25 protein-coding genes are annotated in these 26,856 nt (G+C 44.3%); 17 read left to right on the forward strand and 8 right to left on the reverse strand.

Annotated features, from left to right (window positions below):
* Window position 1: 1 nt before the first annotated feature.
* The 7 genes from EXT46_RS14950 to EXT46_RS14980 are packed head-to-tail and all read left to right on the forward strand — an operon-like array spanning window position 2 to window position 7,766.
* On the forward strand, window positions 2-946 hold the full coding sequence (locus EXT46_RS14950; RefSeq protein WP_130148223.1) for a Gfo/Idh/MocA family oxidoreductase: 945 nt from the start codon (window positions 2-4) through the stop codon (window positions 944-946).
* 1 nt (window position 947) lies between these two features.
* Window positions 948-1,538: an acyltransferase gene (locus EXT46_RS14955; RefSeq protein ID WP_130148225.1), complete on the forward strand. Its 591-nt coding sequence runs from the start codon at window positions 948-950 to the stop codon at window positions 1,536-1,538.
* A gap of 1 nt (window position 1,539) precedes the next feature.
* Complete coding sequence (locus EXT46_RS14960; RefSeq protein ID WP_130148227.1) at window positions 1,540-2,622, forward strand: DegT/DnrJ/EryC1/StrS family aminotransferase; 1,083 nt, start codon at window positions 1,540-1,542, stop codon at window positions 2,620-2,622.
* Between the two features lie 7 nt (window positions 2,623-2,629).
* Window positions 2,630-4,408, forward strand: coding sequence for a hypothetical protein (locus EXT46_RS14965; protein ID WP_130148229.1), 1,779 nt, complete (start codon window positions 2,630-2,632; stop codon window positions 4,406-4,408).
* A 10-nt stretch (window positions 4,409-4,418) separates the two neighbouring features.
* Window positions 4,419-5,483: a UDP-N-acetylglucosamine 2-epimerase (non-hydrolyzing) gene (gene wecB / locus EXT46_RS14970; protein WP_205988246.1), complete on the forward strand. Its 1,065-nt coding sequence runs from the start codon at window positions 4,419-4,421 to the stop codon at window positions 5,481-5,483.
* The gene (locus EXT46_RS14975; RefSeq protein ID WP_130148231.1) at window positions 5,473-6,555 is read left to right on the forward strand and encodes a hypothetical protein; all 1,083 of its coding nucleotides are present in this window, start codon (window positions 5,473-5,475) and stop codon (window positions 6,553-6,555) included. The genes wecB and EXT46_RS14975 overlap by 11 nt, the downstream gene beginning before the upstream one ends.
* Before the next feature lie 11 nt (window positions 6,556-6,566).
* A complete protein-coding gene (locus EXT46_RS14980; RefSeq protein WP_130148233.1) occupies window positions 6,567-7,766 on the forward strand; it encodes a hypothetical protein in 1,200 nt (399 codons plus the stop codon).
* Window positions 7,767-7,867: 101 nt separating this feature from the next.
* Here EXT46_RS14980 and EXT46_RS14985 read toward each other — a convergent pair whose 3' ends face one another.
* A complete protein-coding gene (locus EXT46_RS14985) occupies window positions 7,868-8,884 on the reverse strand; it encodes a glycosyltransferase (RefSeq protein WP_130148235.1) in 1,017 nt (338 codons plus the stop codon).
* On the reverse strand, window positions 8,884-10,146 hold the full coding sequence (locus tag EXT46_RS14990) for a hypothetical protein (protein WP_130148237.1): 1,263 nt from the start codon (window positions 10,144-10,146) through the stop codon (window positions 8,884-8,886). Before EXT46_RS14990 ends, EXT46_RS14985 begins: the two co-directional genes overlap by 1 nt.
* A gap of 65 nt (window positions 10,147-10,211) precedes the next feature.
* Between EXT46_RS14990 and EXT46_RS14995 the strand changes: the two genes are divergently transcribed.
* From EXT46_RS14995 to galE, 6 genes are all read left to right on the forward strand, one after another.
* A complete protein-coding gene (locus EXT46_RS14995) occupies window positions 10,212-11,357 on the forward strand; it encodes a glycosyltransferase (RefSeq protein ID WP_130148239.1) in 1,146 nt (381 codons plus the stop codon).
* Entirely contained in the window at window positions 11,354-12,511 is a 1,158-nt protein-coding gene (locus EXT46_RS15000) for a glycosyltransferase (RefSeq protein ID WP_130148241.1), read from the forward strand. The genes EXT46_RS14995 and EXT46_RS15000 overlap by 4 nt, the downstream gene beginning before the upstream one ends.
* Window positions 12,512-13,207 carry a glycosyltransferase family 2 protein gene (locus tag EXT46_RS15005; RefSeq protein ID WP_130148243.1) on the forward strand — a complete coding sequence of 232 codons (696 nt, stop codon included), beginning with the start codon at window positions 12,512-12,514 and terminating at the stop codon, window positions 13,205-13,207.
* A gap of 16 nt (window positions 13,208-13,223) precedes the next feature.
* Window positions 13,224-13,583, forward strand: coding sequence for a DUF2304 domain-containing protein (locus EXT46_RS15010; protein WP_130148245.1), 360 nt, complete (start codon window positions 13,224-13,226; stop codon window positions 13,581-13,583).
* A 105-nt stretch (window positions 13,584-13,688) separates the two neighbouring features.
* Window positions 13,689-14,564 (forward strand): UTP--glucose-1-phosphate uridylyltransferase GalU, encoded by an 876-nt coding sequence (gene galU, locus EXT46_RS15015; protein WP_130148247.1) that lies wholly within the window; start codon window positions 13,689-13,691, stop codon window positions 14,562-14,564.
* A 15-nt stretch (window positions 14,565-14,579) separates the two neighbouring features.
* A complete protein-coding gene (galE, locus tag EXT46_RS15020; RefSeq protein WP_130148249.1) occupies window positions 14,580-15,611 on the forward strand; it encodes a UDP-glucose 4-epimerase GalE in 1,032 nt (343 codons plus the stop codon).
* Between the two features lie 410 nt (window positions 15,612-16,021).
* On the opposite strand, the gene EXT46_RS15025 is transcribed toward galE, so the two are convergent.
* From EXT46_RS15025 to rsuA, 3 genes are all read right to left on the reverse strand, one after another.
* The gene (locus EXT46_RS15025) at window positions 16,022-17,380 is read right to left on the reverse strand and encodes an MBL fold metallo-hydrolase (RefSeq protein WP_130148283.1); all 1,359 of its coding nucleotides are present in this window, start codon (window positions 17,378-17,380) and stop codon (window positions 16,022-16,024) included.
* A gap of 96 nt (window positions 17,381-17,476) precedes the next feature.
* Window positions 17,477-19,108: a methyl-accepting chemotaxis protein gene (locus tag EXT46_RS15030; protein ID WP_130148251.1), complete on the reverse strand. Its 1,632-nt coding sequence runs from the start codon at window positions 19,106-19,108 to the stop codon at window positions 17,477-17,479.
* Between the two features lie 127 nt (window positions 19,109-19,235).
* Window positions 19,236-19,937: a 16S rRNA pseudouridine(516) synthase RsuA gene (gene rsuA, locus EXT46_RS15035; RefSeq protein ID WP_130148253.1), complete on the reverse strand. Its 702-nt coding sequence runs from the start codon at window positions 19,935-19,937 to the stop codon at window positions 19,236-19,238.
* A gap of 69 nt (window positions 19,938-20,006) precedes the next feature.
* On the opposite strand from rsuA, the gene zapE reads away from it, so the two are divergent.
* Window positions 20,007-21,125, forward strand: a complete 1,119-nt coding sequence (gene zapE / locus EXT46_RS15040) for a cell division protein ZapE (RefSeq protein WP_130148255.1) — start codon at window positions 20,007-20,009, stop codon at window positions 21,123-21,125.
* 529 nt (window positions 21,126-21,654) lie between these two features.
* On the opposite strand, the gene slmA is transcribed toward zapE, so the two are convergent.
* Together slmA and coaBC are read right to left on the reverse strand one after the other, a co-directional pair.
* Complete coding sequence (slmA, locus tag EXT46_RS15045) at window positions 21,655-22,242, reverse strand: nucleoid occlusion factor SlmA (protein ID WP_022946032.1); 588 nt, start codon at window positions 22,240-22,242, stop codon at window positions 21,655-21,657.
* 94 nt (window positions 22,243-22,336) lie between these two features.
* A complete protein-coding gene (gene coaBC / locus EXT46_RS15050) occupies window positions 22,337-23,524 on the reverse strand; it encodes a bifunctional phosphopantothenoylcysteine decarboxylase/phosphopantothenate--cysteine ligase CoaBC (RefSeq protein WP_130148257.1) in 1,188 nt (395 codons plus the stop codon).
* Window positions 23,525-23,629: 105 nt separating this feature from the next.
* On the opposite strand from coaBC, the gene radC reads away from it, so the two are divergent.
* The 3 genes from radC (at window position 23,630) to rpmG (ending at window position 24,932) form a co-directional block, all read left to right on the forward strand.
* Window positions 23,630-24,304 (forward strand): DNA repair protein RadC, encoded by a 675-nt coding sequence (gene radC / locus EXT46_RS15055; RefSeq protein ID WP_130148259.1) that lies wholly within the window; start codon window positions 23,630-23,632, stop codon window positions 24,302-24,304.
* A gap of 223 nt (window positions 24,305-24,527) precedes the next feature.
* Window positions 24,528-24,764: a 50S ribosomal protein L28 gene (gene rpmB, locus EXT46_RS15060; RefSeq protein WP_022946035.1), complete on the forward strand. Its 237-nt coding sequence runs from the start codon at window positions 24,528-24,530 to the stop codon at window positions 24,762-24,764.
* Between the two features lie 12 nt (window positions 24,765-24,776).
* Window positions 24,777-24,932: a 50S ribosomal protein L33 gene (gene rpmG, locus EXT46_RS15065; RefSeq protein WP_022946036.1), complete on the forward strand. Its 156-nt coding sequence runs from the start codon at window positions 24,777-24,779 to the stop codon at window positions 24,930-24,932.
* Between the two features lie 41 nt (window positions 24,933-24,973).
* On the opposite strand, the gene EXT46_RS15070 is transcribed toward rpmG, so the two are convergent.
* Window positions 24,974-26,827 (reverse strand): sodium:proton antiporter, encoded by a 1,854-nt coding sequence (locus EXT46_RS15070; protein ID WP_022946037.1) that lies wholly within the window; start codon window positions 26,825-26,827, stop codon window positions 24,974-24,976.
* Between the last annotated feature and the right edge of the window lie 29 nt (window positions 26,828-26,856).

The following is a 26,856-nucleotide window of genomic DNA, read 5'->3' on the forward strand; positions in this document are numbered from 1 at the left end:
AATGAAAAAGTTTGCATTAATTGGTGCTGCAGGATATATCGCACCGAGACACTTAAAGGCTATTAAAGAAACGGGTCATGAGCTAGTTGTAGCTATGGATGTGAATGACTCCGTGGGTATTATGGATAGCCACTTTCCTGAAGCTGAGTTTTTTACTGAGTTTGAGGACTTTACAGCGTTTGTTGAAGATCAAGAGATGAAGGGCGAGAAATTAGATTATATCGCGATTTGTAGCCCTAACTATCTCCATACTCCACACATGAAGTATGCCCTAAAAAATGGCATAGATGTTATTTGTGAAAAGCCTTTAGTATTAAACTCCAGTGATATGGATACACTGAAAGAATACGAAGCCAAGTATGGTGCTCGCGTCAATTCAATCTTGCAGTTAAGATTGCACCCTTCAATTATTGCTTTGAAAGAAAAAGTAGCCGCCGCATCACCCGATCATGTTTTTGATGTTGACTTAACGTATATGACTTCTCGCGGAAAGTGGTATATGAAATCTTGGAAGGGCTTTGACCATAAATCAGGTGGTGTCGCGACTAACATCGGTGTTCATTTTTACGACATGTTGCATTTCGTTTTTGGTGAGCTAAAAAATAATGAAGTTCACTACCGTGATGAAAAGACTGCCAGCGGCTACCTAGAGTATGAGAAAGCGCGTGTTCGTTGGTTCTTGTCTATCGATGCGAATAACCTTCCAGAAAACGCTGTTCGTGGTGAAAAGCTGACCTACAGAAGTATTACTATTGGTGACGAAGAATTAGAGTTCTCAGGTGGTTTTACGGACCTTCATACCCAAAGCTACATGAATATATTGCAAGGCAACGGCTTTGGTGTTGATGAAAACAGAGTCGCTATTGAAACCGTAGAAAAAATTAGGTTGATGCCTATTTCTGAAGCGAAAGGTAAGGGTCACCCGTTATTGAGCAAGGTTCTATAAGATGAATAAGGGTTATAAAGTACACGAAAGTGCCATTGTTGATGATGGAGCACAAATAGGTCTAAACACCCGAGTGTGGCACTTCGTTCACGTATGTGGTGGCGCGGTGATTGGGGAGGGATGCTCCCTAGGCCAGAATGTCTTTATTGGTAATAAAGTAACGATTGGAAACAATGTCAAAGTCCAAAACAATGTTTCTGTCTACGACAACGTACATTTAGAGGACGATGTCTTTTGTGGACCTAGCATGGTCTTTACAAATGTTTATAACCCTCGTTCTTTCATTGAGCGTAAAACTGAATACCGGGACACTATTGTTAAAAAAGGTGCCACATTAGGAGCTAATTGCACTATCGTATGTGGCGTAACAATCGGTGAATATGCATTAGTTGGCGCCGGTGCGGTGATCAATAAAAATGTTCCCCCCTTTGCTCTTATGGTTGGCGTTCCTGCTAAGCAAATAGGCTGGATAAGTAAGTATGGCGAACAGTTGGATTTACCTATCGAGGGCGAAGGCAGTGTTCGTTGCCCGCACACAGGCGATCTTTATCAATTAGAGGGCAAGAAACTCTCGCTGAAAGAAGAAAAATAATATGCAATTTATTGATTTAGCTGCACAGTATCAGCACTTGAAAAGTAAAATAGATGCTCGCATTGGGCAGGTCCTACAGCATGGACAATATATCATGGGGCCAGAAGTCAGAGAACTTGAGGAAAAGCTAGCAGAGTTTGTGGGCGTCAAGCATGTTATTACATGCGCAAATGGCACTGATGCTTTAACACTCGCTTTGATGGCTTTAGACGTTGGTGAGGGGGATGCTGTATTTTGCCCTACGTTCACATTTTTCGCGACTGCTGAGGTCATAGCGTACGAGGGAGCGACTCCTGTATTTGTAGATTCAGATGAGGATACCTTTAATATTTGCCCACTTGACCTAGAAAGGCAAGTACAAAAAGTGCTCAGTGAAGGTGAGCTTCAACCAAAGGCTATTATTGCTGTGGATCTGTTTGGGCTTCCTGCGAACTATCCCGAGATTAAAAAGGTTGCAGAAAAATATAACTTAAAGCTTATCGAAGACGCAGCTCAAGGCTTCGGAGGCAATATAAACGGCCAGCGTGCTGGTAGTTTTGGTGATATAGCAACCACAAGCTTTTTCCCTGCCAAGCCGTTAGGCTGCTATGGGGATGGTGGCGCTATTTTCACTAATAATGAGCAATATGCAGAGTTAGTGCGCTCATTACGGGTTCATGGCAAGGGGACTGACAAATACGATAATGTTAGGATCGGGATGAATAGCCGGTTGGATACTATTCAAGCTGCTATTTTGCTGGAAAAATTGGCAGAGTTCCCCATTGAATTGGAAAAGCGAAACCTAGCGGCTCAGCAGTATCATAATGAGCTCAACGGCAAGTATAAGACCCCAATCGTCCCTGAAGGCTACTACAGTTCTTGGGCACAATACACTCTAGTTTCTGAGCATCGCGAAGAGCATATGGCAAAGTTCAAACAGCAGGGAATTCCTACCATGGTCTATTACAGAACCTGCATGCACCAACAAACCGCTTTCCAGTACTTAGGGTACAAGCCGGGAGACTTCCCTGTTGCTGAGCGCTTGGCCGACAGAGTGTTTAGCTTACCCATGCATCCATACCTCGAATCAAGCTTAAAGGAGTAACTTGTCAGTGGAAAATACCAAAAAAACCAAAGTCGTATCTATGGTTCTCAACTCTGTAATGCATGATGCAAGGGTGTTAAAACAGGCTGAATCATTAGCAAATAATGACTATGATGTGACGGTAATTGGGATTAAAGATAATAAAAACAATTTCGATCTCAAAATGCTGAGCTCATCGCTGGTGGTCAAGCTCGTTCCATGGAAGCATGAACTACACTCAAAAGCCGCCAGTTTAGTTTTTATCTCTATGCTTGCGATGGCATTTGTTTCACTATGCCTCGCTGTTGGCTCATTCTTCTTCTTTAATTCCCTTTCAGCAGAGAGCTTTCAAATGGTGACTCTGCAAGGCGTAGCATCAGTTGTTGTAAGCATTCTTTTATTGTTATGTTTGGCTTTCTTAACGTACAAGATTTTTTATGCTCGATATTCAGAGCAGAAGAAGTTCAGCTTTAATTACGGGCTAGTTGAAAATGTCACAAATGGAAAAAGTTCCAGCTTTTTGAATAATTATTTTGAAAAGTCCAAACAAGATAAAGTTGTATCTGCAATTGTGAGTGAAGCGCCAGAAATTCTTCATTGTCATGATGTACACGGTATAAAAATTGCGGAGCAAGTTAAAAAGAAGTGTGGCTGTAAAGTTATTTTCGATGCACATGAAATATACGAAGAAGTAGCCCAAGGAAGCAGTAGTCAAAAGAAGCATAACTATCAATTGCAGTGTATTGCTGAACGCGTAAGTGATGGATTCGTTACGATTAATGAAAGCATTGCTGATTACTATAAAGCTCGCCATCCGGGGTTACCTGCACCAGTAATTATTAAGAACGCGGTAAAATATAGAGAGTTACCGCCTTATGATGGAAGGCTTCATGAAGCAGCAGGGTTAGACACCGATCGTAATATTTTACTTTATCAAGGTGGCTTTGCTCAAAAGCGTGGCTTGTTCAATCTTTTAAAAGTAGCCAAATATTTACCTGACAACTGGAGCCTAGTGTTCATGGGGTGGGGAAATATTAAAGATGAATTGCTTAGTGCCATGGAAGAGGAAAAGGCTGAATATATAAACAAAGCTGTAGCTCGTCGTGAACAAAATCCGATGAGTCAAAAAAAAGCGCAATTAATAGAGGAGGCGCTTCGTGTCGTAAATCAGTCAGTACGTGTAAAGGCTGATGACAATTCCCATCCAGACTTAGATACTAACACTCCCTCAAGTGATAGTGAGCAGGAAGAAAGTGCTCAAGGTGAAGCTATTCGCGACCAGCAGAAAAAGGAAGAGCTCTCATTCGATAATTTTCTAGATAAAGAGATGACCAATGAGATCCTGCGTAAAGTAAATAATCATGTGAATGGGTTGATGCAGTTAGAAAAGGCTGTCAGCGATAACAAAGCAAGTGGTACGCTTTTTGATAAAATTGTTTTTGTCGATAAGGCTGAGCAGTCGGAGCTTCCACTTTGGACAAGTGGGGCAACTATTGGCGTCATCCCTTATGAGAATATCGGCCTGAACCACTATTTTTGTACACCCAATAAGCTTTGGGAGTATCCGGTGGCGGGTGTTCCGCTGCTTGTTAGCCCTTTCCCCGAAATGAGAAAGGTTGTTGAAGGGAACGATATTGGCTGGTTACTACCAGACCCCATTAACCCCAAAGAAGTAGCGAGCTTTATCACAAATTTATCTATAGAGACGATAGAAGAAAAGTCAAACAATTGCCTTAACTTCATCCAGAGTGATAATTGGGAAAAGTATTCAACTCGTCTACTGGACCTATATAAAAGTTTAAATTAAGGATAAACAAGTGATAAGAATCTCAACGGTTATAGGAGCAAGACCACAGTTCATTAAAGCAGCCGTGGTTAGCCGAGCTATTAAGTGTTTCTCTGACATGCATGAAGAGATAATCCATACAGGTCAGCACTATGATGAAAACATGAGTGATGTATTCTTCGATGAGTTAGATATTCCAAAGCCCACTCACAACTTAAAAGTCAACGGTGGGGGTCATGGAAGAATGACAGGGCAGATGATGGAGAAGCTTGAAGAGCTCTGGTTAGAGACTCCTCCCGATATGGTGTTAGTGTATGGAGATACCAACTCAACGCTTGCAGCAGCGCTGGTTGCCGCTAAGTTACACATACCGCTGGTTCATGTTGAAGCTGGGTTAAGAAGTTTCAACAAAAAAATGCCTGAAGAAATAAACAGACTACTCACAGACCATGTTGGCGAGTTATTGCTTTGTCCAACCCCAAGAGCAGTTGAACTATTGAGTCACGAAGGGATTGCAGATAAACGAGTACATCATGTTGGTGATGTAATGTTTGATGCCGTTCAGTTTTACAAAGAGAAAGCGATGGACGTTGAGTTGCCTTGTTCTATTGACGACTATGTGCTTTGCACTCTACACAGGGCTGAAAATACTTCATCAAAAGAGCGTCTAATCGAAATAATCAATGGTTTAAAGTCGATTAACCATAAAGTGTTGCTACCATTACACCCTCGTACCAAAGCTACGTTTGCTGAACTAGAAATCACGCTGCCAGAAAATATTCAAGTGGTACCTCCAATGTCATACCTGCAGATGATTAAAGCGTTAAGTGGTTGCGAGTTTGTTGTAACCGATTCTGGCGGCTTGCAGAAAGAAGCTTATTTCATGGGCAAAATGTGCATCACAACCCGTGATGAAACTGAGTGGCAAGAGCTAGTTGACAGTGGTGTCAATAAACTAGTAGGCGCTAGTGCAGAAAAAATTAAAGTAGCGGTGGAAGAGGTTAGCTCAATTTCTACTCTCCCAACCCTTGATAGTTATGGCTCTGGTAAGGCAGGTGAAGAGATCGTTAGGTTAATAAGAAACCATGCCCAATAGGTCACAACAAGTAAAACAAGCAGCCTTAGAGCTTTTTAATCAGTTGGACAAGGCTGCTTGCTATGGAAAAGATGAGTACTGCAGTAAAGATATTTACCACCCAATGGCCGATGCGCTCTTAGTTCAAAGCGCATTCAATCTGAGAAAAGCACAGTGCATTACTTCGGCTCGAGAGAAGCAAGTCGTTATAAAGAGTTTTAAGCGCTTGTTAGACCACACTCTGGCACAAGATAGCCTACAAGGGTGGGGCTTAGGGTTTGAGTGGAACGACTTACCTGAAAATGAGGTGTTTACCATAACTACAGCAATGGTACTGCGCGCGGCATCCAACTACCAAAAAGAGCTGGAACTTGCTCAACAAGTGATAAAAATAGGTCAAAGCTGCTTAAATCACCCTTTATTAAACAAGGCTCTAATCGGGCCCATAAAAGCCCCAACATACTCGCTAGGCATCAATGAGCATATTACAAATACGTGGCTTTACGCTGCTGCAGCGCTAAAAAAAGTCGAAGGGATAGGGCGTTTGAAAGCTAAGCTTTTGGGTTATATGGGCGCTCATATTTCCAAGGCAAGCCTAGGTTGGAAGTATAGTAAGAGAAACCATCGGGTTGATTTGTTACACCAAGCATATATATGTCAGTCATTAATGGATCTAGGGTATATCAGTAAAGCTCATGACTTTTATGTCGAGGAGTTCGATAACTTTAGTAGTGATAATGGTTATATTGATAAAATTGATTTATTGTCAAAGCGTGAGTTTGAAGTTGATATTGGAAGGTTAAAAAAAGTTAAGGCGATTAAGCGCGGTCGTGGCTATATACTATACCATAAAGCTGAAGCTAGATATTGGTCTGTCGGAATGCATCTTAGTATACTTTCTCAAATGGTAAGGAATATTGAATCTGACACTTTTTTACCAAAGCTTAAAGAGCAGCAATCAAAATTAGTCGATTATTGTTTGAGTAAAGGTTCAGATGCAGAGACTCCCAGGAACTTAGCGCATACTCTTTTAGGGTATACTGACTTTTTACTTTCTCAAAAGTTGTTGATTAATAATCCAGAGAAGGTTTAGAGTTTTCTGTCATGGTGGTTTTTAAAAAGCTTTTTTTTATAGTTTATCGAAATTTAAATCATAATATTTTTTTATGCTCAGTATTTAATGCTTTACATATGTTTTTAGGGCTACTTGGGTTCGCTTTATTTGCATTAGTGTTGACGGAAAAGGATTTGAGTATCTCGCTTCCCTTTGGGGGACTTCCTAGCTTAAATGAAGGAGTTTTTTATTTAGATAAAAACTGGGGCGTATTTATTTCGAGCCTGATGTTTGTGCTTTCATTGCTTTTTCATTCATTATACAGGGCTGTTATATCTAGAATAAAAAGAAACGTTCTCAAATCAATAGAAAATGATGCTGAAGCGGATGTGTTGGCTTATTTCTGTATCCCAACTTTAAAGAAACGGCTAAAGGTTGCGGCGGTCAATATTTCATATACAACATTACCGTCCATGCTTTCTGCATTCTGTATTATTAGCATTTCTTTTTTTATTGACACCTTTTTAGGTTCAATTCTTATAGCGTCTTTCTTGGCTTCGGTGTTGTTCTTTCTCACTCTTTGGTATTTTTTCATATATCTCAAGGATGGCACTAAGGTAGTAGACTCTTGGAAGAGTGCTGTAATTACTGGTATTTCTTTTGCAGTAGTGATTTGGGGGGGGTATTGGGGGACGTCTGAATCTTTGTTTGAAATAGGTTATGGAGATTCCACTGCCATAATTTTATTGGTTCTTTTACTACGAGTAATTTACGGTTCATACAAAACATCGGCGTTAGGCTTTTTCAGAGCAATGGACGGTTGTGTCGAGGAAAGGTTAGAAGATAAGCTCTACCCCCCTGACTATACCCTAAAAGTACTGAGTGAATTGAAACCAGGCTTTTATTGTGCTTCCAATGGTGAAAAGTTGTATACTGCTTGTGCTAGAGCAATCTATCATGCTAAAGATAAAAAAGGCTTTTCACAAGAAAATATATTTATTGATGAGTTATCTAAAAGTGTAAGTATCATAAAATATAAAGATATTTCATTTTGTCCCGATGATCTCCTTCAGGGAGTCGCTAAAGCGAAGTGGTCTTACTTCATGGAGAGGCATAGCGAGGATATGGGGGTGTTTATAATTTTAGGCGGGACGATGAAGCGTCATAGTAGCTTTGAGGCAGCATCCAGTTTGAAAAGACTCTCCCGAGTGGCAGCTTTCTCTACGAGGTCTAAGTATTCTCTAAATTAGGGACTTTTTAAACAAACCTTAGATTAGTATTACTCACTTAGTGAGCTAAATCACACTAGGTAGTTAGCTTATAGTAGATGAGCTATTACGGCTGGCGGCGTCTACCTAAGGCTGTTAATGGCACATGCAATAGACTCTGAGCTATAGTCTTTTGAGTAGTAAATATTGTTTTGCCAACTTTTGAGTTCAATCATACCAGGTAGAGGGGTTGTGACAGTTCTCAACCCTGCTGCATGGTATTCGAAAACCTTATTAGGCCATGCGTGTGCTAAGTTAAAGGTGTTTGGCTTACATATAAATAACCCAATATCGTATGTGCTTAATACGTCAATAATCGATTGCTGTGGGATAGGTGGGTTCAATTTCACTCTGTCACAGCTGTCCACCAAGGCTTTTATCTTCCTATAATATCTGTGATTGTTATTGACCAGATATAAGTCCAAGAGGTAATTATCTGGTAGTAACTTAACAACCTCGATCATATCTTCGATATTTCTGTTTGGGTTGGCAACACCATGATGAACTAGTTTGACTGTTTTACCTATTGGTTTTAACGGCAAAGCCTTCACTTGGGGAATGCTTGGTTTTAGTTCGCATTTTATTTTATAGAATTTCTCGTAGGCTTTTTGCAACCCTGGCGATACGGTCCAGTGCTCTTCAGCTTTTGCTAAATACTTTTTACAAATAAATTTGTAAAGAGGGGCAAAACTCACACTCCATATAAAGTTATGCTCAAACTGTTTAGGATAATACTCTCTTAGGTCAACAACGAGCTTGGTGTACGTTAGGTGAGCAGTTATAAAAGGCAGGCAAATTAAGTCAAAGCAGATAATTGTGTCGAAGTTTTTGTCGGCTAGTTGATGTGCTTTCTGTTCGTTGAGATACGAAGTATGCATTCTAAGCAGAAGCTTTATAAACCGCCGAGCTTTTGACAGCGTTGTACCTTGGTTCTTGAAGTGATAGTTATGGGCTATGTTGCTCTCTTGCATACTCATGTTGTGGCTGAGTACCGATAACTTACACCCCTCATTATGGTAAGTATGCGCCAGTCGCTTGGCTCTTATACAATAAGAGTAATCACCATTGACGACCAATAAAGTGTTTTTTTTATTGTTCATTATTTAACTCTTTTCTTAATGTAACTAAGTAGCGGCGCATTGGCATTTTTTTGTGAGTAAGATTCAAGCAGTGCGGGTGGGGTACTGACTTGCGCAAGCTCATTTAATTTCAAGATACTAGTTGCAATGTTGTCACTGTGGTAATCGCACCGGGTATACTTTGGGAATGCTTTAAGGTGTTCAGTCGCATCACTAAGAGTAACTTTTGTCATTTGTAAGATTGCTAAATCATACTTGATATACTCATTTACCTTAACAGGTATGATACCCAAGAACTTTTCATCATTTAAGTCAAAAGAAACACCTGCATGAGCCTCTTTTAAAAGTGTTTCGCAATGCGACTTATCCAATTGCCCATAGTGATGAACTATCTCTGTTAAGCCATGCTTGATAGCGAGATTCACGATATGCTCATATTCATTCCCCGCAAAGTAAACTCTAATTGGGTTAGGTAAGCGCTTTTTGACTTGTGTTAAGGCGACAAAAAAGGGTTCTATATCTTGCTTGTGCTTATATATGGAGCCTGTATGAACAAGTACTAGAGGGCTTTGTCTTTGTTTTGCTGTGTTTGGAGTGGCGAGGCCGTAAAACCCATTTTTTATAGCTAGCACATTGTCTGCATTAGTCAGTTTGCATAATAAAGGAGTTGCTGCGCAAATAAGGTCTGCAGATGAGTTTACTTTTTTCTCGAGTAATTTCTCTAATGGATGTAAAAGCCTCACTCCTTTAAAGAGGTGATGCGTTAACCAAGGGTCTCTGTAATCAGCTATAAACACTTTGGTTCGTTTTTTCTTCTTTAGGTAGCTGCCAATAAGCAGGTTAGAGTAGGGCGCATATGAGCTGATGACAACATCCCACTTTTCTTCCCGTTTTTTAAGGTGCTTTTTTACTATAAAGTACCAAATATCAGACACATCAGGCATTCTCCCTAAAAACAATATGCCGCTGCTTTTTCTATAGTTATTAATAAATTTTAATAATAATGATAGCACCCCTGATTTTTGTGAGGGAGTGCTGGGCGTTGTTTCCTTCGCGCTACTGAATAACTTATTTAAAGCTCTCAAAAAAGGGTTTGTGATTGATATAAATTGGACCTGATTAGATAAAAAAGGCTCGCTCAACTCTTTGCATGTCAAAACGGTTACATCGAACCCTTCGTCTAGAAGAGAAGTAACAAACCCAATGTTTCTATGTGATGCGACCGAGCCATTTTCTGAGAATTGATAACTAACTACTAACGCTTTAGGGCTATTTGATGACACCGTTATCTAACTTCTATCCTCGACATGTTACAATGCTAACCTATTAAAAGTATTTGACCAGAGCAATGAAGAAAAAAGAACGAGAAATGCAGGTGCTCTATGATTATCTGAAGGTCAACGGTGGAGCTGAAGCCGTGTTTCATTCCATTTTGGATACCCTTGGAAAATCGGCAAATGGGGTCGTGGATTTTATCAGCAAAGGTTATCCCCTTATTTCAAACGCCCAACCGCCTATAAGAACGCTGCAAAAAAGAGAGTATCGCGTTGGTAGCTTTTCCCATTTCTTTACGCCGTGGAAATTTTATCGATTTACGCCAGCCTCTTCTAATGAGGTCATCTTCTCCAGTGGTTTGTATGCGATCTTTAGTTCAATGAATGTCACGGCACAAACCTTAAGAATTTACTATTGTCATACACCGCCTAGGCACTGGTACGATCTTCGCTCATTTTACTCTAAAAACACCTCCTTATTTGTGAGAGTTGCCTTGTCCCTACAAGAGTTGCTGTTTAAGAGCCGTTATGAGCTAGCTTGTTCGAGGCAGCATCTTATAATTGCAAACTCCGTGCACGTAAAAAATAGAATCGAGAAATATCTAGGTTTAGATAGCGTGGTTATATACCCACCGTGCAATATTAAAAAGTATGATTGGTTGGGTCAGGGCGACTACTACTTATCAACATCGCGCTTAGAGCCTTATAAAAGAGTAAAGCTTATTGTTGAAGCCTTTACCCGCATGCCTCACAAAAAGTTAATTGTTGCTTCAGGAGGCAGTCAACTGTCGGAGTTAATAAAGTTAGCAAAAGGGCATGCAAATATTTCATTTACCGGCTGGTGTGACGAGCAAAAGCTTATTTCTCTGATTGGAAATTGTATCGCAACGATTTATATGCCCATAGCAGAAGATTTTGGTATATCGCCCGTTGAGTCGATGGCTGCAGGAAAACCAGTTATTGGAGTTCAGGAGGGGGGGGTTATTGAAACTGTAATTGATGGAGAGACAGGGGTGCTTTGCCCCTCAGACCCTAGCGTCGAAAATGTTATCGATGCTGTCGCTAGTCTCGGTAAAGATGTAGCATTGACGATGAGAGAGTCTTGTGTGAGTCGTGCACAACGTTTTTCGGAAAAAGTCTTTACCGATAAAATATCACTGCTTTCACAGGCGGATAGTACCTCAATAAAAGATGTAGCAAAGAAGGTTGATGCTTCGTGAGTTTGTATAGAGTACTTCATGTAGGGAAATACTATAGTCCATTCATGGGGGGGATTGAAAATTTTACTCGGGATCTCGTAGAGAGTCGGCCTTATCAAGAAAACGTTGAGGTCGCGATAATCGCACATCAACATACCTCTTCTTCACCCACAACTAAGGAAATGATAAATGGTGTAAAAGTGGTAAGGGTCAAAAGGCAAGCTGTTATGCTTTATACCCCTATTTGTTTGTCTTTCTTAAAAGAACTGAATGGTTTGATTGCTGAGTTTAAGCCTAATGTGATCCATATCCATATGCCAAACTTATCGGCTTTCGCTTGCTTGCTGTCATCCTCTGCGAAAAAGCTTCCTTGGGTAATTCATTGGCATGCTGATGTGCTGGGCTCTCTTCCTGATTGGAGAGTAAAACTTGCTTATAATGCATATCAATTTTTGGAGGCTAGGCTACTCGCAAGAGCCGTGAAAATTATCGCGACGTCCGAGCCGTATATGTTAGGCAGTAAACCTCTTGCCCCGTTCCAAAATAAAGTGAGAGTGATCCCCCTTGGGCTTAATATGCTCGACAGGTCATACCCAAGAAGTAAAGACCGTCATGCCGGTTTATCCCTTCTGATGATTGGTCGGCTCACTTACTACAAGGGCCATGAACTGCTAATAAATGCGATAAAGCAGATTGAGCACGTTAATTTGACAGTGATAGGCACTGGAGAGTTAGAAAGCTCCCTAAAAAGCTTAACTGTGGAACTAAAGCTTGAGAGTCGGGTTACTTTTCTTGGTTCCGTGTCTAGTGAGGTGTTGCGCACTGAAATAGCAAGTTGTGACTTGCTCTGTCTACCCTCTATAGAGAAGACTGAAGCATTTGGGCTTGTTTTACTTGAGGCCGCAAGGCAGAAGCGACCTGCGTTGACAGCAAACGTTTCAGGGAGTGGTATGAGCTGGGTGGTACAACATTTAGAAACAGGAATTATTGTCGAACCAAATAGCTTAGAAAGCTTAAGTAATGCGCTTAAGTTTGTGCTTAAAAACCCTGAGTTATGCCAGTTATGGGGGGAAAACGCTCACAAACGCTTCCATAGTCTTTTCAAAATTGATGAGGTGGCATCACAAATACTGTCGGTATATAATGAAAGCGTTGAAAGTAGAGACGGATCTTAAATGTCCTCGCCCTTTATTGTTATACCCGCACACAATGAGTCAGCCACGATAGGTACCGTATTACGCGACCTAACTAATAATGGTTACAAAAATATTCTCGTTGTTGATGATGCCAGTACAGACTGCACAGCAACCATCGCTATGGAATGTGGCGTGAAAGTGATGTCGTTACCCTATAATTTGGGTGCATGGAAGGCTACACAAGCCGGCCTCAGGTATGCCAATGAGATAGGAGCCAAGCAAGTCGTTACTTTTGATGCGGATGGGCAGCATCTTGCAGCTTCAATACAAGAGCTTTGTCACTGCGGCGGCAAAGCAGATATAGTCATCGGCTCTTGTTTATCTAGAGGGAGTATAGCGAGACACTTAGCGTGGAAAGTCTTTCGCAAGCTTTCTAGGGTGGGGGTATATGATTTAACGTCAGGCCTTCGTCTATATAATCAGCGAGCGGTGGAGGTTCTTAGCAAGCAAGAAGCTTCATTGTTAGAGTATCAAGACGTTGGTGTGTTATTACTACTTCGAACATTTTCGCTTAACAAAGCTGAGGTAACCGTACCAATGGAGGAAAGACGCTCCGGCGCATCAAGAATTTTCCACTCTTGGGCTGCAGTTACATACTATATGGCTTACACAACAATGCTTTGCATTAGTAAGTTTGCAAAAACGAGAGTACTAGAAATTAAAAACAATAATTAAAGAAGCGTAGGACTCTGTGGCTTATTATCAAATTTTTACCTCTATTATTTCTATCCTTTTCTTTGGCACGGTTTTTCTTCTTATCAGGAGAGATTCTATTCTTATGGGGGCTGCACTAAGATGGTTTTCGTTAGCTATTGTAGTTTTGGTGTTAGGTTTATACCCGCAACTGTCTAATATAGCCGCTGGGTGGTTAGGCATTTCTTACCCACCAATTTTACCTGTGACCCTTACTTGCGTTCTGCTATTAATAAAAGCTTTGCTGGCCGATATAGAGAGAGCAAAAGCCCAGGTAAAGGTGGATAGAATTGCACAGAAGCTAGCTATGATAGAAATGCGCGTACGCGAATTAACAGAACATCAGTCTAAAGAATGAGAAACATTTCAGCTGTTACAATATTAAACTTATTTTAAAGGTATGAAAGGTTTAATATGTACGGCTTACTTTTACCCGATTGTTTCAAATAAAGAGAAGTGAATTATGAAAGCCGTTATCCCCGTAGCCGGTTTGGGCACCCGTATGTTACCGGCAACCAAAGCAATACCGAAAGAAATGTTGCCGCTGGTAGATAAGCCGCTTATTCAATATATCGTTAATGAGTGTGTGCGAGCAGAAATTAAAGAAATAGTCTTGGTTACACACTCATCAAAAAATGCCATTGAAAACCATTTTGATACCAGCTTTGAGTTAGAAGCAACACTTGAAAAGCGTGTCAAGCGCCAACTCTTGGATGAAGTGCGCTCAATTTGCCCTGAAGATGTAACTGTTATGCACGTACGCCAGGGTGAAGCTAAAGGATTAGGTCACGCTATAATGTGTGCTGAACCGCTAGTAGGTGATGCGCCTTTTGCGGTTATTCTTCCGGATGTCATCTTAGACGAGTACAGTGCCGACCAAACCAGTGAAAACTTAGCCGCAATGATTGCCCGTTTTAAGGATACGCAAACCAGTCAAATTATGCTTGAGGCCGTAGCGCAACAAGACGTTAGTAAGTACGGTATTGCTGATATTAATGGCGAGCAAATTGAACCTGGTCAGAGTGCAGTCATCAAGTCTATGGTAGAAAAGCCTAAAGTCGAAGACGCACCGTCTAATCTCGCGGTTGTAGGTCGCTATGTACTGTCTCACAATATTTGGCCACTGCTAAGAAAGACACCTATTGGTGCTGGTGGTGAAATACAATTGACCGATGCCATTGATATGCTGATAGCTCAAGAGGCGGTCGAGGCATTTCGCATGAGTGGCATTTCTCATGACTGCGGCGACAAGTTGGGATATTTGAAGGCGTTTGTACGCTATGCCCAGCAACACCCTGAGTTAGGTGCGGACTTCTCGGAACACCTCAAGAGTATTTAAAGCGAAGGAGTTAAAATGGCAATTTTAGTGACAGGTGGTGCCGGATACATTGGTTCTCACACCGTGTTGGAACTGCTAAATCAAGGAAGTGAGGTGGTGGTTTTTGATAACCTGAGTAACGCCTCCAGAGAGTCGCTACGTCGCGTTGAAGCGCTCGCCGATAAGCCTGTCACCTTTGTGAAAGGTGATGTGTGTGATAAAGGCGCACTTGATAGCGTATTTAAGAACCATGATATTGATAGCGTTGTGCACTTCGCGGGTTTGAAAGCCGTGGGTGAATCTGTTGCTAAGCCTACGCTGTATTACCAAAATAACGTACAAGGTTCATTGACGTTAATTTCGGCCATGCGCGATGCTGGTGTGTTTTCTTTAGTATTCAGCTCATCGGCGACCGTTTATGGTGATCCTGAGACTCTGCCCATTAAGGAATCGGCACCAGTGGGAGGGACGACCAACCCATACGGCACGTCAAAGCTAATGGTTGAACAAATCATGCAGGATGTGGCGCAATCGGATGAGCGTTGGCGTTTCGCTATTTTACGTTATTTTAATCCGGTGGGTGCGCACCATAGCGGGCAAATAGGTGAAGACCCCAATGGTATTCCAAACAATTTGCTGCCTTATATTTCTCAAGTGGCGGTAGGTAAGCTCAAGCAACTGGCAGTTTTTGGTGACGACTACAACACCAAAGATGGCACCGGAGTGCGTGATTATATCCATGTCGTTGATCTTGCTATTGGCCACCTAAAAGCTTTGGATTGGCTTAGCCTGCATAGCGGTGTGCACATCTATAACTTGGGTACAGGGAATGGCTACTCAGTTCTGGAAATGGTCAAAGCGTTTGAGCAAGCCGCCGATAAAGCCGTGCCATACGAAATTGCACCACGCCGCGATGGTGATATTGCTGCCTGTTACGCCAGCGCTCAAAAAGCCGCTGATGAGCTTGGCTGGCATGCACAGCGAGGTATCGAGCAGATGATGCAAGATACGTGGCGCTGGCAAAGCAAAAACCCGGATGGGTATCAAGACAGTCAGGCTAAAGCCTGACCCACAACGGGTGTGTGTTGTAGGCAAGGCTTCAGCCTTGCACAGGTATCAGATATATCCAGACTGTCAGGCTAAAGCCTGACCTACAATCAGTGTGATTTGGTTGTTGTAGGCAAGGCTTTAGCCTTGCACAGGTATTAGGTGTAGCTAGATAGCCAGGCTAAAGCCTGACCCACAACCGGTGTTTGGTTGTTGTAGGCAAGGCTTTTAGCCTTGCACAGGTACTAGTTTTATCTAGATAGTCAGGCTAAAGCCTGACCTACAGCGGGTGTATAGTTTGGTTTTTGTAGGCAAGGCTTCAGCCTTGCAAAGGTATGAGGTGTATCCAGACAGTCAGGCTAAAGCCTGACCTACAACTGACCCACAATCGGTGTTTGGTTTGTAGGCAAGGCTTTTAGCCTTGCACAAATTCAGGTGGCTATTTCTACCTTGGTTTGCTGCGCAAGCTTACTTCTGAGCTGTTCTGCCAACGCTTGTTTGGCCTCATTATCGCCATGAACAATTTTAATATGCTGAGGCTTTTTACGCATGCCGGTAACAAAGCGTATCAGCCCAGCCTGATCGGCGTGTGCACTGTAACCACTGATGGTGTGGATATGTGCATTGATATCAATGCGTTGCTCATTTAGTTCAACATAGCCTCCTCGCGGGCCATATTTTTGAATAGCTCGCCCTGGCGTGCCTGCACCTTGGTAGCCAACAAAAATAACATCGGTCGTGGGCTCTGGTAAAAACTCAACGAGGTAGTTAACTATACGCCCGCCACTGCACATGCCGCTAGCAGCAATGACAATCGCGGGCTTTTGTCTTTGCTTAAGATATTGCAGTAGCTGCACATGCTGTTGGTGAGTATCTATCGTCACTATATTATCGAAATCGAGAGGGTGGCGACCTTTAGCCACTCTTGCTTTGGCTTCTTTATCCCATAATGACTTAAAGCGCCGATATTCTCGGGTGAAATTTGCTGCCATGGGAGAGTCAATAATCACTTCGATATCTTGCCAGAAAGAGTGCTTTTTAGCGCTGTGTATAATCTGCTCAAGCTCGTATAGTAATTCCTGTGTGCGGCCAATGCTAAAGGCTGGAATGAGCACCACGCCGTTATCTGACACCGCGCGTTCAATCACGGCTTTAAGTTGCTGTGTACGTTGTTTACGGCCATGATGAAGGCTATCACCATAGGTGGACTCAATAACCAAAGTATCGGCTTTGTAGGGCGCTTTCGGCGCCGGTAGTAATGGGGTGTAAGGGGCTCCAAGATCGCCCGAGAACACCACGCGATGACGGGTCTCGTTATGCGGCAAATCCACTTCCACATAGGCTGAACCAAGAATATGGCCCGCGCGTTGCAGTCGAAAGCGACAATCGGTGTTGGGTAAATCATACCAGTGCTTAAAATCAACGCTCACCAATTGGCGTTTAAGCAAACGAATACAGGTGGCCACTAACTCTTGCTCTTGAGTAACCCCCAGTTTGAGAGCATCTTCAATGACCAAAGGCAGTAATGCCGATGTCGCCTGTGAAGCATAAATAGGGCCCGTGAATCCCGCTGCAAGTAAATAAGGTAAGCGGCCGACATGATCAATATGACAGTGCGTGATGATAACCGCAGTCACGGCACTTATATCAAAGTCGATGGCCAAACTTGGCTTAGCCTCGGCACCCTGAAACAACCCACAATCTACCAGCACCGACTGTGCCTTACTCACCTGAAGTTCATGGCAAGAGCCCGTAACACCGTTTACCGCGCCATGATGGCGTATTTGCACCTCATCCATTGCTAATCATATCGCTTTTATTCGCTGCTTATGCCTTCACTGTAGCACTTAAGTGCCGAGAACATTAGCCCTTCGAGATGCAAGGTTTTAGGTTTCAAATTTTTGCGTTTGTTGCTCTAGTTGCTCAGTAAGTGCACGCATGCTTTCGCTGGCCTCATGCGCCTGTTTTGATACCTGCGCTGTGTTCGTGGCGGTATCAGAGATCACCACCACGCGATTTGCCGTATCTTCACCTGCACCGAGCTGCTCTCTCGCGGCACTTGCTATTTCTTGGCTCATACCGGCTAGGGTACTCAACGACTGGGCGATATGCACTAACTCGGTGCGCACTCGTTGCGATTTACTCACGGTTTGTTCACTGGTCTCAATGCTCATTTGTACCGACTGTTTAGCCTCGCTGGTGGCACTTTGTAAATTAGTGATCATGCTGTGAATTTCTTCGGTGCTACTTTGGGTGCGCTGCGCGAGTTGCCTCACTTCATCCGCGACCACAGCAAAACCTCGGCCTTGCTCGCCCGCGCGAGCAGCTTCAATGGCCGCATTCAGCGCCAGTAGGTTTGTTTGTTCGGCAATACCTTGAATAACCCCGAGCACATTGGCGATATTATTGACTTCGTCATCGAGTAGCTGAATATTATTACCAGCGCTGTCAATTTGTTTCTCTAAAAGGGAAATGGTGTCAACAGCCTCCTCTGTTAACGCGCTCGCTGCTTGGCCTTGCTGCTCTGCTTCGCCAACGGCGTAAGCTGATTGCTCGGCAAGGTCGACCACACTTTGCGCTGAGGCCGTAAGCTGAGTAATCGCTGAGGCCACAATGGCCGTATCTTGCTGTAACGATTGCGTTAAGCGCTCCAGCTCAACCGAGCGTTTATCGGAGTCTACGCTTTGCTGCTGTAAGGTGTCTGCAACTTCTTTTATGCCTGTTACCACTCCCTGCAATCCTTGTTGCATGTAGGCCATGCTACCAATAATGCTATCTTTGTTGTGCTCTTGATGGGCGATAGTATTGTTCAAACGCCCACGTGATACTTGCGTTACGATATCTTTTACTGAGCTTAATTCAGCGCCTAAGGCATTGGCCAGTGCTAAACCAAACTTAGCTAAGGCGAGGGTGAGTAATACCGCGATGATAAGCGATAAACCGAGTAACCAGCTGGCGGTGCTCCAATAACGCTGATCGACTTCTTTGTAACTGATGCCGGTACCAATATACCAACCCCAACGAGGCGTTTTTTGTACAACTGAGGTTAAATCAACGACTTCACCATCGCGTTCAGAAGTCCAGTGATAGGTGATGATCTCACCCGTTTTGTTACCAACCAAGCGCTCCACCATGGCGCCAATGCTGTTGCCTTGGGCATCTTTGAAGTCATTAAAGCTGGTACCGTGCAATTGCGGATCATGCGGTGCGGCAACAAAGTTGAGATCGCTGCTGACTACATACACATACTCAGAGTCATGGTAAGTATTATTTTGTAATATGGTGCTGGCGTAAGCTTGTGCTTGCGCGTCACTAAGCTCACCCTGAGCCGCTAAGGTTTCGAGCTCCTCAACCACATTGACGGTGCTTTTCATCAGTTGATTAATACGGGCAATATTGTCGTTTTCACTGGCATGACGCAAAGCTTGCAAACCTAGTAAAGCGACGGCAATAAGGGCAATAAATAGGGTGACAGCAAAAGCAATAATTTTGCTTCGTAAAGAGAACGTTGCGAACACAGCAAGCTCCAAGTCGATGAGCGGTTTGTTACACTTATCACTTTTTCAGCGGCTTTTTAAGGCAAAAGCCGCAAAAACAGACTTTTTTCTGTTGAATTTTTTTTGAGTGTATGTTTGGTAGGTACGCTCAACAAAGGTTTATTTCATCTTCGTTTAAGGCTCGGTACTCCCCTGGAGCAAGCGCGTCATCAAGAGTCACACCGGCTATGGCCTCTCGGTGCAGTGCGACCACCTCATTGCCAACGGCGGCTAGCATACGCTTCACCTGATGATATTTACCCTCAACAATATGCAAGCGAATTTGATAGGGGGCTAATACCTCAACTTTAGCTGGGCGAGTGAGTTCACGTTCGCCATGTAGCTGCACCCCTTGTTCAAGTTCATGCACCGCGTGTTCGGTAATAGGTTGCCCTAACTCCGCCACATAGGTTTTGTATTTTTGCTTCTTTGGGCTAGTTATTTGATGTGTCCATTGACCATCGTTACTCAGCAGCACTAAGCCGGTGGTATCTATATCCAAACGCCCAGCAACATGCAATTCCTGCAAGTTGGGCTCATCCATTAAATCGAGCACCGTAGCATGTAAATCGTCACTATTAGCACATACATAGCCTTCGGGCTTATTAAGCATAAAGTAGCGCTTGCCCAAATAATGTAACTGTTCACCGTCTAGCGTAACCACGGTGTTCTCATCAATAGCGGTGTTTTGCTGTGTGGTCATCTCACCACCTACACATACCCGCTTGGCTTTGATCACGGCCTTGGTTTTGGTACGTGGTAATTGGGTAACGTGGCTAATGAACTTATCTAAACGGCAAGGAAACTTCATTGGGTCGGGGCTTTAATTTCGCTACAATGGCGCGAGTATAGCTTATGCGTCTCAGCGAAAACAGCCACCGTGAATAAAATCCTCTCACAGTACCAACAGCAAATTGATGCGCAAATACTTGCCGTTGATGACGCGCAACAACGGGCGGTCGAGGAGCTTGCCCGTTTAGCGCAGGAACTTGAGCAGCGCTCATCGTCTCAGTGCTTTTGGCGTCGTCCTAAAGTCACGACCGGGGTATATTTATATGGCCCCGTAGGGCGGGGCAAATCAATGCTGATGGACTTATTCTTCCAGCATCTTAATAGTGATAAAAAGCAACGCTTACACTTTCATCACTTTATGGCTTTTGTACATCAACGCTTGGGGCAGTTGCAGGGGGTGAAGAATCCCATGCGTCAGTTGGCAAAAGAGTATGCCAGAAGTACCGATGTGCTGTGTTTTGATGAGTTCTTCGTAAGCGATATCGGTGACGCCATGATTATGGCTAGGCTATTCGAGGCTTTGTTTGCCCAAGGTATGGTCTTGGTAGCAACCAGTAATTGCCATCCGCAGCAATTGTATCGCAATGGGTTACAGCGAGCGCGCTTTGAACCTACTATCGCCTTACTTGAGGCACATTGCCATGTCTGTGATGTCAGCGGTGAGCAAGATTATCGGCTGCAAGGATTTGCTGGCTTTCGTTACTACCTCGCCTATGGCCCAGAGGTGTTGAGTGGGCTGTTTAAGCAGCAACAACGCTGTTCTATTAAGCCTTGCATACGAGAGATAAACCGACGAAGCATGCATTTTATGGCTTATGCCAGCGATGCGGCCATGATTGATTTCTTTGCCTTGTGTGGCGATGGTCGCGCCAGTGCAGATTATATGGAGCTGGCCCAGCAACTGCAGGTGCTTTATGTGGACAAAGTCCCTGCTATGGGAGTCGCTATGCACAGCGCACATGTAGCCCAAGGCACAGAAGATGGTTACATCCGCGACCAGGCCCCACGGCGCCAGGCTCAGTATGACGATGAAGCGCGGCGCTTTATTGCTTTGGTTGATGAGTTTTATGATAACCATAAGTTGCTAATTATCACTGCGGAGGTGGAGCTAGAGTCGCTTTATCAAGGAGAGCGTTTAGCTTTTGAGTTTGCACGAACCCAGTCGCGCTTAATTGAAATGCAACGTTGGTCTTTACCAAGCCACTAATGTTGTAGGGCAGAGGTAGGCAAGGCTTTAGCTTTGCTCAGGTGTGAGGCCGGTTTACATTGTCAGGCTAAAGCCTGACCCACAACGGATGTGTAGTTTGATTTTGTAGGCAAGGCTTTAGCCTTGCGCAGCTGTTAGATTGATGTCCATTGTCAGGCTAAAGCCCGACCTACAACGGGTGTGCAGTTGGTTGGTGTAGGCAAGGCTTTAGTCTTGCGCAGGTGTGAGGCCGGTTTCCATTGTCAGGCTAAAGCCTGACCTACAACGGATGTGTAGTTTGATTTTGTAGGCAAAGCTTTCACCTTGCGCAGGTGTGAGGCCGGTTTCCATTGTCAGGCTAAAGCCTGATCTACAACGGGTGGGTAGTTTGATTTTGTAGGCAAGGCTTGTAGCCTTGCGCGGGTTTGAGGTCTGTTTCGGTTGTCAGGCTAAGCCCGACCTACAACGGGTGTGTAGTTTGATGTTGTAGGCAAGGCTTTTAGCCTTGCGCGGGTTTGAGGACTGTTTCCATTGTCAGGCAAAACCTGATCTACAACCAAATTTTCTGTAGCTCTTGCCACTGCTTATCAAATTGGCCACTGGGTTTTATAGTGAAATTAGAGCGTACAAACTGGTTCATTTTCCCTTCAACAAACGCTAGGAAAAGGTTCGCTAGGGTTCCCTCGTCACTTGCAAAGGCTTTACCCTCACGCAATTTACGTTCACGTAAAACCTGTTTGAACTGGGTTTCTAGCTTTTCAAATAGACTCTGAATGCGTTCACGTAATCGTTCGTTTTCGCCTTGCAGTGCATCACCAGTGAGAATTCGAGTAATCCCAGGATTCTTTTCTGCAAACGCTAGCAGTAGCATCAAAATGTTGTAGACACGGCTTTGCGTTTCTTTCTCGTTCTCTAAGATTAAGTTAATGCGAGACAGCAAGGTGTCTTCAATAAACTCAATTAATCCCTCGAACATACGCGCTTTGCTAGGAAAGTGGCGATAGAGAGCTGCTTCTGAAACGCCTACTTCGGCGGCCAATTTGGCGGTAGTGATACGCTGACCGGGACTAGTTTCCAGCATTTGCGCGAGTGATTGTAAAATCTGCTCTTTACGGTTAGTGCGACGTGAGGCAGCCATGGCGTTCCTTTTTAACAACTTTGGTGGTCACTGACCTTTATTATGAACGCCATATTAATGCTTTGTGAGGTCCCTTTCCAGTCTTTTGCGACCTTTACACTAACTTTGTAGCAATTGCTTCGATGACAGTAAGTGCTAACTTATCTTTTTTCATAAGCGCAATGCTTTGTGTGCTGTCATGACTAAATAAAGTCAGGGCATTATTATCGCTGTTAAACCCTTGCCCTTGTACCGACACATCATTAGCGCAAATCATATCTAGCTTTTTATTCTTTAATTTGCCCTGTGCATAGGCGGCGACATCTTGTGTTTCCGCAGCAAACCCAACAGTAAACGGCCTATTCTCACTCAGCGCAGCAACATCAGCAATAATATCTGGGTTTTTCACTAGCGTGAGAGTGAGTTCATCGCCTTGCTTTTTCATTTTCTGCTCAGCGATATCAGCAGCACGATAATCGGCCACGGCAGCGCAGCCAATGAAAATATCGGAGCTTGGCGCCAAAGCGAGTGCTTGCTGGTGCATTTGTTGTGCGCTTTGCACATCAATGCGCGTGACTCCCACAGGCGTTGGTAAATTAACCGGGCCGGAAATAAGATTCACTGTCGCTCCCATTGCCACGCCTGCAGCGGCTAAGGCATAGCCCATTTTGCCTGAGCTGTGATTAGAGATATAACGCACAGGGTCTAGCGCTTCGCGGGTGGGGCCGGCGGTGATGGTGAGAGTTTTCCCCGCTAATAATGGCTGTACTGTAGGAGTGCACACTAACTCAACAAGCTCGTTGGGCTCTAGCATACGCCCGGCTCCTACGTCGCCACAGGCTTGTTCGCCCGCACCTGGGCCCCAAATGGCAATGTCTCGCTGTGCTAAGGTGGCTAAGTTTGCTTGCGTTGCCGCATGAGCATACATTTGCTGGTTCATAGCGGGAGCGATAGCAACTTTAGCTGGGGTGGCCAGCAATAAAGTAGTCAGTAGGTCATCGGCAATACCGGCCGCCATTTTGGCAATGATATTGGCTGTAGCAGGGGCAACGAGAATCAAGTCGGCCCATTTGGCAAACTCAATATGGCCCATCGCTGCTTCGGCCTGAGGATCGAGCAGTGAATGAGAAACAATTTCTCCTGATACCGCTTGCATCGTGAGCGGAGTGATAAAATGCTTAGCGCTGTCGGTCATAACCACTTTGACCTCACAACCGCGCTCTTTCAGCCGTCGGGTTAGCTCTGCACATTTGTATGCGGCGATGCCGCCACTGATCCCAAGGACCACCTTTTTATTTTGCATAACAATAGACAATATCGCTTGTGTGACTGCTTAGAAGATACCAGATGTGCCGCTATTGCACTATAGTTGAGGGAGGTTCATAAGCGCAAAAGCGAAGGAATGCCCATGCGACTCACTGACTTGCCAGCCCAACAACGGCCTAGGGAGAAATTACTTACTCAGGGTGCCGGGGCGCTGAGTGATGCCGAATTACTCGCTATCTTTTTTAGAACGGGCATTGCCGGTTGCAATGCTATTGACTTAGCCCAGCAGATACTCAGTCAAAGCCAAGGGCTGCATACTTTGTTAGCTGCTGAGCACGACCATTTCTGCCGCTTTAAAGGTATGGGCACTGCGAAGTATACGCAATTGCAGGCGGCAATTGAGTTGGCGCGGCGATATTTACAAACAAGTTTGGAACGAGAGCTCAGCTTTGACTCACCACAAGCGGTGCAAGATTATCTCAAGTTAGAATTAAAAGGGCTACAACGGGAAGTCTTTTTAGTGTTGTTTGTTGATGCCCAACACCGTTTAATAAGCACAGAAACGCTGTTTCAAGGCACCATAGATGCGGCGTCGGTATACCCCAGAGAAGTCGTTAAAGCAGCACTCAAGCATAATGCCGCTGCCGTTATTTTTGCGCATAATCACCCCAGCGGCATCGCCGAGCCGAGCCAGGCCGATGAAGTCATTACCCGCAAGCTAATTCAAGCTCTTGGTTTAGTGGATATTCGTGTGCTCGATCATTTAGTGATAGGCGGTTGCCACGCAGTCTCTTTTGCCGAGCGTGGCCTACTGTAGCTATTTGTGCAATTTAAATGCAGTTTTTGCTTTCCCTTTGCTGCGTTGATCTTTATAATTAGCCGCTATCAAATTTACATATGAGCTGATTCTGAGATCAGGTTTCTTGATCTTTGCCTGTCTATGCTGTATAAAGAGCGCCCTTCGATTTATCCCGGGGCAGTATACAAAAAGGCCGTAAGGGAAAATTAAGCTCGAGCGAAGTTATTGGAGATAAATAGACATGTCTAAAGTCTGTCAAGTTACAGGTAAGCGCCCAGTGGTAGGTAACCACCGCTCACACGCGCGCAACGCGACTAAGCGTCGTTTCCTACCTAACCTACAAACTCACCGTTTTTGGGTTGAAAGCGAAAAACGCTTTGTATCACTACGCACTACTACTAAAGGTATGCGTATCATCGACAAAAAAGGCATCGACGCGGTACTGACTGATATCCGTGCTCGCGGCGAAAAAGTTTAAGGAGCCTGAGTCATGCGCGATAAGATTCGTCTAGTTTCAACTGCCGGTACTGGTTTTTTCTACACTACCGACAAAAACAAGCGTAACATGCCTGAAAAAATGGAAATCAAAAAATACGATCCTAAAGCTCGTAAGCACGTGATTTTCAAAGAAGCAAAAATCAAGTAATCTGATTTTAAGCGTACGCTTCCAAATTTGAAAACCCGACTTTATGTCGGGTTTTTTGTTGGCTGTAATTGCGGATTCTTGGTCGGTGGGTTTTGCTGTGCATCTTTCACCATCGACATTTTTGGTGGTTGCAGAGCAACAACCTTCTCACCACTGGCTGGTGGATTCTCCATTTGCGCGGTAATAATACGCACTACTTTTTCGTTACCGATAATAAACAGCGGAATCGCTTCGCTATTTACTTCTTGATATTGTTGCCAGTCAAATTCATCACTTAGTCGAGTCGCACTGACCTTACCGCCTTTGGCTATCAGGCTACTGAGCTTGGCATAAGAACCATTCTCGCCAAATAGAATTTGTCGAGAGAGGAAAGTAGCACTGTCTTTATTGGCTTTCGCGTGGTTTTGTGATGACTTGAGTGAGAACACTCGGTTTTCGCTAAATAGGTGGCTAAAGTATTGCACCCCTAATGCGTTGTGATGGCGGTTAGGCGACAGTGCCAACACCTTACTGATGCTTGTTAGTGGCAGATACCGCTCGGCATGTTCCGATTGCGGATTACCATAATAGCAGGGCAAACCATCCATACGGGCCATTTTACAGTTTTCCCATGCCGGATCGGAGAGGTGCACATCGATATCTTGCTCTTTTAGGCCACAGGCTATAGCTCTGGCAACGTGGTTCGCACCAATGATGAGTAAGGTCGAGGGAGCAGGTTGGCGGACCCCGAGCATTTTGGCTAATGGGATGGCGGTGAGGCTATTTAAAACCACAGTGACAATTATCACCGTGAAGATTAAGGGCACCATTTTATTGGCATCCACAATACCGGCATCGGCCATACTGAGCGCAAACACCGAGCCGACAGCGGCGGCAACAATACCGCGAGGCGCAATCCATGCCAGTATCAGCCGCGATTTAACGGGCAAGTCACTGCCATAAGTAGAAATTAAAATATTCAGTGGTCGAGCGACAAACAGCACAATGGCTAAAAAGATAAAGACTTGTGCATCCAGAGCCAGTAAATCTTCAAGCTTGAGGCGTGCTGCCAGCAAAATAAACAAGCTGGAGATAAGAATCATCGACAGATCTTCTTTAAATTCAAGCACCGAATCAATTTCCAAGTCGTCTTGGTTCGCAAGCCAAATACCAAATACCGTCACCGCTAGCAGCCCAGACTCGTGACTGAGATGGTTCGAGACGGTAAAGCTGATAAGCACTAGCGCAAGAATACCAAATTTATGCAGCTCATAAGGGAGCCACTCGCGACGAATCAACTGCGTTGTTAACCAACCTGCGGCAGCACCGAGCGAAAAGCCCACACTCAGCGTGGTGACCAATGCCCCTAAGGTGTGACTAAACACATCGCTTTGCCCCACTAACATCACCGCCTCGAACACTAACACAGCGAAGAGCGCACCGATGGGGTCAATCACAATGCCTTCCCAGCGTAGTACTCGGTCAATGTCTTGAGTGGGGCGCATGGCGTTAAGTAGGGGCGCGATAACCGTGGGCCCGGTAACGACCAATACTGCGCCTAGCACTGCTGCGACACGCCAATCGAGCTCAAGCAACCAATAAGCACTTAAGCTGACGACTAGGCAGGTTATGAGCATGCCTATGGAGCACAGGTTGCGCACCACCTTACCAATGCCCTTTAGCTCTCTAAAGTGGAGCGTGAGCGCGCCCTCAAAAAGAATAATAGCCACCGATAAGGACACCACTGGAAACAGCAAGTCGCCAAGGAGTTCGTCGGGCTCAAGCAATGAGGTGGTTGGCCCAAGTAATAAGCCAGTGAGTAAAAGAAATAAAATAGCGGGAACACGGAAGGCCCAGGCGAGCCATTGCGCAATAACACTACATAAAGCAATTCCTGCAATATAAATTGCTGACATAAAGACCCTTATTATCTGTCCATGAAAAC

This window comes from Pseudoalteromonas sp. CO325X (assembly GCF_004208955.1).
Lineage (GTDB): Bacteria > Pseudomonadota > Gammaproteobacteria > Enterobacterales > Alteromonadaceae > Pseudoalteromonas > Pseudoalteromonas ruthenica.

What these genes read in the sequence shown, in the direction of transcription:
- EXT46_RS14985 (WP_130148235.1), bottom strand. Translation starts at nt 8,884, where the DNA reads ATGAACAATAAAAAAAACACTTTATTGGTCGTCAATGGTGATTACTCT.
- EXT46_RS14975 (WP_130148231.1), top strand. Translation starts at nt 5,473, where the DNA reads ATGCCCAATAGGTCACAACAAGTAAAACAAGCAGCCTTAGAGCTTTTT.
- rsuA (WP_130148253.1), bottom strand. Translation starts at nt 19,937, where the DNA reads ATGAAGTTTCCTTGCCGTTTAGATAAGTTCATTAGCCACGTTACCCAA.
- slmA (WP_022946032.1), bottom strand. Translation starts at nt 22,242, where the DNA reads ATGGCTGCCTCACGTCGCACTAACCGTAAAGAGCAGATTTTACAATCA.
- rpmB (WP_022946035.1), top strand. Translation starts at nt 24,528, where the DNA reads ATGTCTAAAGTCTGTCAAGTTACAGGTAAGCGCCCAGTGGTAGGTAAC.
- galU (WP_130148247.1), top strand. Translation starts at nt 13,689, where the DNA reads ATGAAAGCCGTTATCCCCGTAGCCGGTTTGGGCACCCGTATGTTACCG.
- EXT46_RS15070 (WP_022946037.1), bottom strand. Translation starts at nt 26,827, where the DNA reads ATGTCAGCAATTTATATTGCAGGAATTGCTTTATGTAGTGTTATTGCG.
- EXT46_RS14955 (WP_130148225.1), top strand. Translation starts at nt 948, where the DNA reads ATGAATAAGGGTTATAAAGTACACGAAAGTGCCATTGTTGATGATGGA.
- EXT46_RS14980 (WP_130148233.1), top strand. Translation starts at nt 6,567, where the DNA reads ATGGTGGTTTTTAAAAAGCTTTTTTTTATAGTTTATCGAAATTTAAAT.
- EXT46_RS14995 (WP_130148239.1), top strand. Translation starts at nt 10,212, where the DNA reads ATGAAGAAAAAAGAACGAGAAATGCAGGTGCTCTATGATTATCTGAAG.
- coaBC (WP_130148257.1), bottom strand. Translation starts at nt 23,524, where the DNA reads ATGCAAAATAAAAAGGTGGTCCTTGGGATCAGTGGCGGCATCGCCGCA.
- EXT46_RS14960 (WP_130148227.1), top strand. Translation starts at nt 1,540, where the DNA reads ATGCAATTTATTGATTTAGCTGCACAGTATCAGCACTTGAAAAGTAAA.
- rpmG (WP_022946036.1), top strand. Translation starts at nt 24,777, where the DNA reads ATGCGCGATAAGATTCGTCTAGTTTCAACTGCCGGTACTGGTTTTTTC.
- radC (WP_130148259.1), top strand. Translation starts at nt 23,630, where the DNA reads ATGCGACTCACTGACTTGCCAGCCCAACAACGGCCTAGGGAGAAATTA.
- EXT46_RS14950 (WP_130148223.1), top strand. Translation starts at nt 2, where the DNA reads ATGAAAAAGTTTGCATTAATTGGTGCTGCAGGATATATCGCACCGAGA.
- galE (WP_130148249.1), top strand. Translation starts at nt 14,580, where the DNA reads ATGGCAATTTTAGTGACAGGTGGTGCCGGATACATTGGTTCTCACACC.
- EXT46_RS15005 (WP_130148243.1), top strand. Translation starts at nt 12,512, where the DNA reads ATGTCCTCGCCCTTTATTGTTATACCCGCACACAATGAGTCAGCCACG.